Here is a 6,693-nt window from a genome sequence, read left to right on the forward strand (position 1 = left end):
GGGCAGCGGAGGCGACAGGGGCCGTGGGGGCCGGCTCCGGCTGGTCGGCGGCTGCCGCCGCCAGGGCGTCGAGTACCGCGTCCAGTTCCCGGCCCGGGTTGCCGCGCAGCGTGGTGTCCACCCGCTTGGCGACGAGCAGGACCGGCCCGGCGGCCGCGACCACCGCCCGTACCGCGTCGTACGCGCGTCCCGCCGGCCAGTGCCGGGACCCGGTGTTGACGACGAGGACGTCGGCGCGGCCGGCGAAGCGGCGTACCTGGTCCAGCGTGCTGACGGTGACCGTGCGCAGCCCCAGCCTGGCGTACAGCGCGCCGGTGGCATTGCTCCCGGTGAGATCGTCTCCGACGACGAGGACCTGCGGCACGGAGCCTCCCGAAACGAGCGAATCACGCATTCCAAGATGCGCGTTTGCGTCACTTCAGCCTTGGCCACAGGATGCAGGTGCGTCAATAGGCGTGCACCGCCGAGACGTTCCAGCGCTCCTCTTCGTATGCCGCGAGCGCCGTGGCATCGGCCGTGGACATCAGTCCGGTACCAGGAGGCATCGCCGCCCAGTAAGGGAAGGCAGGCCGGACCGCGGCGTCTTCACCCCCCGAAGGTTCACCCCCCGAAGGCGCGCTGCCGAGCTTGGAGTGGTCGGCGAGGACCCAGGAGGCCCGCGCGCACTCGGCCATCGCTTCCTTGAGCGCGGCCTGTTCGTGGTCGGGGCAGTTGATGCCGCGCAGCGCATCCAGCCCGTCGACGCCGAGGAAGACCAGGTCCGGCGTGATACCGCGCAGCTCGCGCAGCGTACGGGTGCCCAGCAGGGCCTCGTTGGGCCGGCGCAGCCGCCCGCCCAGGACGACCAGCTCCACGTCCGCGTCGGCCAGTTCGAGCAGCGTGGAGAGCCCGTTCGTGACCAGCGTGACGTCGGTGCGGTCGCGCAGCTCGTGCGCGACTCCCGCGACGGTCGTCCCCGCGTCCAGCAGCACGACGTCGCCCGGCCGCACCAGCTCCGCTGCCGCCCGCGCGATCGCGGCCTTCTCGGCGCGCTGCACGCCTTCCTTGTCGCGCCAGGACCGCTCCGGGAGGCGGTGGTCGACGGCCCCGCCGTACGTACGCGTGATGCGCCCCCGGTCCGCGAGGCTGGCCAGGTCCCTCCGTACGGTCGACAGCGAGACGCCGAACTCGGCCGCCAGGCGATGCACGCTGACGTCACCCTCCCCCAGCAGCTCCACCATCCGCCGCCGCCGCTCCCGCGTCCCCGCCCGCTCCCCGTTCATCAACTGCCCTCCGTCACCGTCACCTTGCGGACCGTCCGCGCGGTGACCTCGACTCCACCGCAAAGTTGCGCACATCGCGCAAGTCGAGAGTAGCAAGGTGCCCGGCACCGCTCGATTCACCTCCCGACGGACGCATTGACATCGATATGACATTGACGTCGATATGACATTCCCTCACGCAGATCTGACATGGAAAACCTTGACCCCCGCATCGTGACCAACAGAGGCTGCTTCCAGCTCTGTTCACGCGCGCCGTGTTCCACGGAAGGTGAGAACGATAATGAGGATCGGACTCCTCTTTGATCTGCGTAATCCGGCGCAATGGCAGCGGCCCTGGGCCGACCACTATGCGCGTACGCTGGAATTCTGCGAGGAAGCCGATCGACGGGGCATCGGGGGCCTCTGGTTCACCGAGCATCATCGCTTCGAGGACGGTTATCTGCCGCAGCCGCTCACCTTCGCAGCTGCCGTCGCGGCGCGTACGAAGCATGCGCGCATCGGCACCTCGGTGGTCATACCGGCGCTGCGTGCACCTGCCCATCTGGCCGAGGAAGCAGCAATTGTCGACCTGATCAGCGGTGGCCGGCTGGAGCTCGGCATCGGCGCCGGATACCGAGTCCCTGAATTCCAGCTTTTCCATGTCCCGCACCAGCGCCGCACCACGCGTGCCGGCCAGGCGGTCGCAGAAGTATGCCGGCTGTGGAGTGAGAACGTCGTGACCCCGCCGCCGCTTCAGGATCCCGTACCGATGTGGGGCGGGTTCTACGGTCCCCGCGGCGCGCGGATGGCAGGCAGACTCGGCATGGGATACCTGCATATATCCCGCCCCATGTTCGAGCACTACACGGCGGGACTCGAAGAAGCCGGACACGATGTGCGCACAGCGCGGGTCGGCGACCTCGTACCCATTGTGCTGGCGGACGATCCCGAAGCCGCCTGGATACGGATCGCACCTCACCTGGCCCATCAGAAAAACACCTATCGGCAGGGCTGGTCGGAGGGCAGTGAGCGGCCCGAACTGCCGTTTCTGGAGCCGGACCCCGCCTCCCACGAACTGCGCGAGCTGCTCGATGTCCTTACTCCGGACCAGGCCGCACGGCGGATCAGGGCCATGACGAAGGGGCTGCCCGTGGAGCACCTCATTTTCTGGGCGAGCATCGCCGGAATGCCCGACGACCTGATGGCCCGCCACATGGAACTCCTCGTCGAAGAACTCACTCCACTGCTCTCCTGACAAGCCCCACAAGCCACCGGTATTCGAGAAGACCAGAAGAGAAGACCAACAGAGGAGTTCCCGTGGTTACCTATGCCGATGCCGTCAACGAAGCGCTGGAGCGCCTGGACGACCTGGGATACGAGCGCGGCGACCGCAATGAACTGGTCAATCACGGCCCGATGGCGTCCGAAGTGCTGGCCACACTCGGACACGGGGATCAGATCGGCACCTGGGTCGAGGTCTACCGCGCCAAACCGCATCACGACAGGCCCGCGCCTTTCCTTCCCCTCGACGCGTCGGACGAAGGGTCCTGGCGGTCCGCGCTGGGCGATTTCAGCCGGGCCGGGGACTGGGAGCAGTTGTTCTTCCGGGAGCTGACCGACGCTCCCTGGCGCGACGTGCTCGTCCGATGGTGGCCGCGCCTCATCTCCGGCCTCCTGGCCGGCATTACGCACGGCGCGATCCGGACGGCGCACGCCGTACGCAGCCTGTCCGGCACTCCGCATCCGAGCCGTGCTCAGCTGACCGAACTCGCGCGCGGGCTCGCCTATTGGGCCGCCCGTTACCGCACCCTTCCAGGGGAGGCGGACTTCCGGGGAAAGGCCGGGCTGGCTCAGGCCATAGCGGGGATTCCGCGCGAGCAGCTGGCGGAATTTCTGGCCCCGCCGAAGGCGAGGGTGATCTCACGGGACAGGCTCAACCGGATCTCCGGCATTCCCGGATACACCGAAGCGCTGCATGCCGTCGCTCCGAAGGACCCCCAGCTGCTACTGAGCGAGATGACGGCCGAGTTCGCCGGTCTCTACCTCGTCCACACGGAGATCTATCCCATTCCGCTGTTGCACGGCGTGACGCTTCCTGCCGCCGTCCGGATCGTCCTGCCCCACCTTCCCCCGGAAATGCGACTGCCGACGGTTGCCGCCGTCTGGCAGCTCCATGTGGCGCTGCTCCTCTCCTTCACCGGCGGCCGCCGAGGCGAGGACACGGCGCGCGAGACCGCGCTGGAAACCGAGGTCCCGCCCTTTAGCGAGCTCATAGCCCGCGCCGTGGAGCACAAGGACGAGCACGTCATCAAGTTCACCGAGGCATGTCTGCGCGAGAACGGCCTGCGCCCCGACCCCCGCTACGCCGCCGCGGTCCAGGCCGCCCAACTGCGCATTCCGACGCCCGAAAGCGGCCTCATTCCTTGAGGCCGGCCTTGAGGCCGGGCTCCGATACATCCTCTTGGTCACAGACGGAGCGCACCGCGCGGGCCAGGGCAACCGTGTGGAGCGGGTCCAGGTGCTCGTCCCGTACGACATGTGCCGAGGCGGCGGCCAGGACGGGGATGCAGGACGGGGACCGGCGCGCGGGCGCGGAGTCGGCGATGGCGCGTACGAGGCCCTCGTTGATGCGATTGATCTCCTTGCGGACCTCGTTGAGGTCGGGGCGCGTGGTGGGGGCCCGGTCGGGGTCGGCGGTCCAGCGTCGGTGCAGGCCGCGCTGCACGATCTTGTTCGCCTCGATCTGGTCGCGGAAGACGGCCACCGTGCGGTCGGGGTCGGCACCCAGTTCGCGGGCCCGCTGAGCCACCGCGTCGAGCACCTGCCGCTCCCGCACCGGGTCGTCGATGGGGCTGCCGGTGCCCCACTTCGCCGCAGCGACGAGATCGGCGGTGGCCAGCCGCTCGGCGGACAGCGCGGCGATCGGGCGCAGGGCTGCGTACGGGCCCGTATGCGCGGACGGGCCCGTATGCGCAGCCGACGGAGCAGCGTGGACCGCCGGGGCCGGGGCCGCGACCGCGCCGGGAGCTCCGGTGCACAGGACGGCCGCGGCAGCCGCGGTGACCACCGCGCGGCGGATGAGGACGCGCCGCGGTGCACCACGGCGAACAGGGGCGGTGAGAGGCACGGGCTGCCCTTCTCGGTCGGTCGTGCGTACCGCCTTGTTCTACTCGATCAACGACCGCTACGGCTACCGGGGCCGGCTCCGCGGCCTCAGCCCTCCCGCGCCAGGAACCCCTGTACCGCGTCGAGGAATTCGCGCGGCCGCTCCTCGTGGACTAGATGCCCGGCGCCGTCGATCGTGACCAGTTCGGCGTGCGGGATCAGCTCCGTCATACGGGTCAGGTGCTCCTGCGGGATGTGGCTGTCGGTGCCGCCGCCGATCACCAGCGTCGGCGCGGTGATCCGTGGGAGGCCGTCCCACCAGCGCGGATCCGGCGCGTTCCGCTCCGTCACCACCGCCGCCTTCGCCGCCCAGTCGAACGCCGCAGGGCCGGGCGGTGCTTCCGGTACCTCCTGCGGCGGCTCGGCGGGCAGCGGGGGCGCCGCCTCCTCCAGGACCAGCCTGGCCACCAGTTCGGGCCGCTCGGCGGCCAGCAGCAGCGCGGCCACCGCGCCCATGGAGTGGCCGATCAGCGTGACCTCGTCGAGCCGCAGCTCGCGGAGGAAGCCGATCGCGTCGTCCCGCCACCGCTCGAAGCCGTATTCGCCGGGCCAGTCGCTCTGCCCGTGTCCCCGCTGGTCCAGCGCGTACACCCGGTGGGTGGTCGCCAGCTGGCCGACCACCCCGCGCCAGTCCTCACCGTCCTCGCCGAGGCAGTGCAGCAGTACGGCCGGGGGCGCGTCCGCCTCGCCCCACGCCCGGTACGCCAGTTCGACCCCGTCCACCTGCACCTTCTGTACGTCCGCCATGGGCCGAAGGTACCCGTGACGGCACGGTTCGAGACCCTTGACGTGTTCGCCGCCCGCTGATTACTTGATTCCGACACCGGCCACCGAATGATCGGTCGGCGTCCGGGCGACCGGTACGGGACACGGGCGGTGGATGCGGATGGCAGGAACACCGGACAGGCCGAAGGCCCCGGAGACGCACGGCGGCGCAGAGACGTACAGCTACGCGGCCACTGCGGCGTACGACGACGCGGAGCGGCTGACGCGTGAGGAGCTGCGGGCGCTCCAGCTCGAGCGGCTGCGGGCCACGCTGCGGCACGCGTACGACCACGTGCCGTTCCACCGCGCGTCGTTCGACAAGGCAGGCGTGCGCCCCGAGGACTGCCGTACCCTCGCCGACCTCGCGCGCTTCCCCTTCACCAGCAAGGACGACCTGCGCGCCGGCTACCCCTTCGGGATGTTCGCGGTACCGGAGTCCGCCGTTCGGCGCATCCACGCGTCCAGCGGGACCACTGGCCGCCCGACCGTCGTCGGGTACACCGAGCGCGACCTGTCCGTCTGGGCCGATGTGGTGGCCCGGTCGCTGCGTGCCGCCGGTGCACTCCCCGGCCACAAGGTGCATGTGGCATACGGATACGGGCTGTTCACCGGCGGGCTCGGCGCGCACTACGGTGCGGAGCGGCTGGGCTGCACGGTCATCCCCGCGTCGGGCGGCATGACGGCACGCCAGGTGCAGCTCATTCAGGACTTCCGGCCCGAGATCATCATGGTGACGCCCTCCTACATGCTCACCCTCCTGGACGAGTTCGAGCGACAGGGCATCGATCCACGGACGACCTCCCTCCGGGTGGGCGTCTTCGGTGCCGAGCCGTGGACCGAGGAGATGCGCCGCGAGATCGAGGAGCGCATGAACATCCACGCGGTCGACATATACGGCCTGTCCGAGGTGATGGGGCCGGGCGTCGCGCAGGAGTGCGTGGAGACCAAGGACGGGCTGCACGTGTGGGAGGACCACTTCTTCCCCGAGGTCGTCGACCCGATCACCGGAGAGGTGCTCCCGGACGGTGAGGAAGGCGAGCTGGTGTTCACCTCCCTCACCAAGGAGGCCATGCCGGTCGTCCGCTACCGGACGCGCGACCTCACCCGGCTGCTGCCGGGCACCGCGCGCCCCGCCTTCCGCCGGATGGCCAAGGTCACCGGGCGCTGCGACGACATGATCATCCTGCGCGGGGTGAACCTCTTCCCCGCCCAGATCGAGGAGATCGTGCTGCGCACTCCGGGGATCGCGCCGCACTTCCAGCTGCGGCTGACCCGTGAGGCCCGGCTGGACGAGCTGACCGTACGCGCCGAGGCCCGCCCCGACGCGACCCCCGAGCAGCGCACGGCCGCGGTGGACCTCATCGCCCGCGCGGTGAAGGACGGCATCGGGGTCACCGTGGCGGTGGAGATCGTCGCCCCGGAGACGCTGGAGCGCTCGGTCGGCAAGATCAAGCGGATCGTCGACCTCCGGGACGCGTGAATCGTCGACCTCCGGGACACGTGACCCGAGCTTCTCCTGGGG

At 70.0% G+C, this 6,693-nt stretch carries 7 protein-coding genes; 3 read left to right on the forward strand and 4 right to left on the reverse strand.

Annotated features, from left to right (window positions below; translation table 11 throughout):
* Both CCS38_RS01405 and CCS38_RS01410 read right to left on the reverse strand, forming a co-directional pair.
* Positions 1 to 364, reverse strand: a 364-nt coding sequence (locus tag CCS38_RS01405; RefSeq protein ID WP_223731334.1) for a four-carbon acid sugar kinase family protein, incomplete at its 3' end; no start/stop codon positions are given.
* 82 nt (positions 365 to 446) lie between these two features.
* Positions 447 to 1,262: a DeoR/GlpR family DNA-binding transcription regulator gene (locus tag CCS38_RS01410; RefSeq protein WP_223731335.1), complete on the reverse strand. Its 816-nt coding sequence runs from the start codon at positions 1,260 to 1,262 to the stop codon at positions 447 to 449.
* Positions 1,263 to 1,542: 280 nt separating this feature from the next.
* Here CCS38_RS01410 and CCS38_RS01415 point away from each other — a divergent pair, with 280 nt between their 5' ends.
* The gene (locus CCS38_RS01415; RefSeq protein ID WP_223731336.1) at positions 1,543 to 2,496 is read left to right on the forward strand and encodes an LLM class flavin-dependent oxidoreductase; all 954 of its coding nucleotides are present in this window, start codon (positions 1,543 to 1,545) and stop codon (positions 2,494 to 2,496) included.
* A 62-nt stretch (positions 2,497 to 2,558) separates the two neighbouring features.
* Entirely contained in the window at positions 2,559 to 3,668 is a 1,110-nt protein-coding gene (locus CCS38_RS01420; protein WP_223731337.1) for a questin oxidase family protein, read from the forward strand.
* On the opposite strand, the gene CCS38_RS01425 is transcribed toward CCS38_RS01420, so the two are convergent.
* Positions 3,658 to 4,368, reverse strand: a complete 711-nt coding sequence (locus CCS38_RS01425; protein ID WP_223731338.1) for a chorismate mutase — start codon at positions 4,366 to 4,368, stop codon at positions 3,658 to 3,660. The genes CCS38_RS01420 and CCS38_RS01425 overlap by 11 nt on opposite strands.
* A gap of 86 nt (positions 4,369 to 4,454) precedes the next feature.
* Positions 4,455 to 5,153: an alpha/beta fold hydrolase gene (locus CCS38_RS01430; protein WP_223731339.1), complete on the reverse strand. Its 699-nt coding sequence runs from the start codon at positions 5,151 to 5,153 to the stop codon at positions 4,455 to 4,457.
* A gap of 139 nt (positions 5,154 to 5,292) precedes the next feature.
* On the opposite strand from CCS38_RS01430, the gene paaK reads away from it, so the two are divergent.
* The gene (gene paaK, locus CCS38_RS01435) at positions 5,293 to 6,651 is read left to right on the forward strand and encodes a phenylacetate--CoA ligase PaaK (protein ID WP_223731340.1); all 1,359 of its coding nucleotides are present in this window, start codon (positions 5,293 to 5,295) and stop codon (positions 6,649 to 6,651) included.
* The last annotated feature ends 42 nt before the right edge of the window (positions 6,652 to 6,693 follow it).

It is taken from the genome of Streptomyces purpurogeneiscleroticus, from assembly GCF_020024005.1.
GTDB classification, from domain to species: Bacteria; Actinomycetota; Actinomycetes; order Streptomycetales; family Streptomycetaceae; genus Streptomyces; species Streptomyces purpurogeneiscleroticus.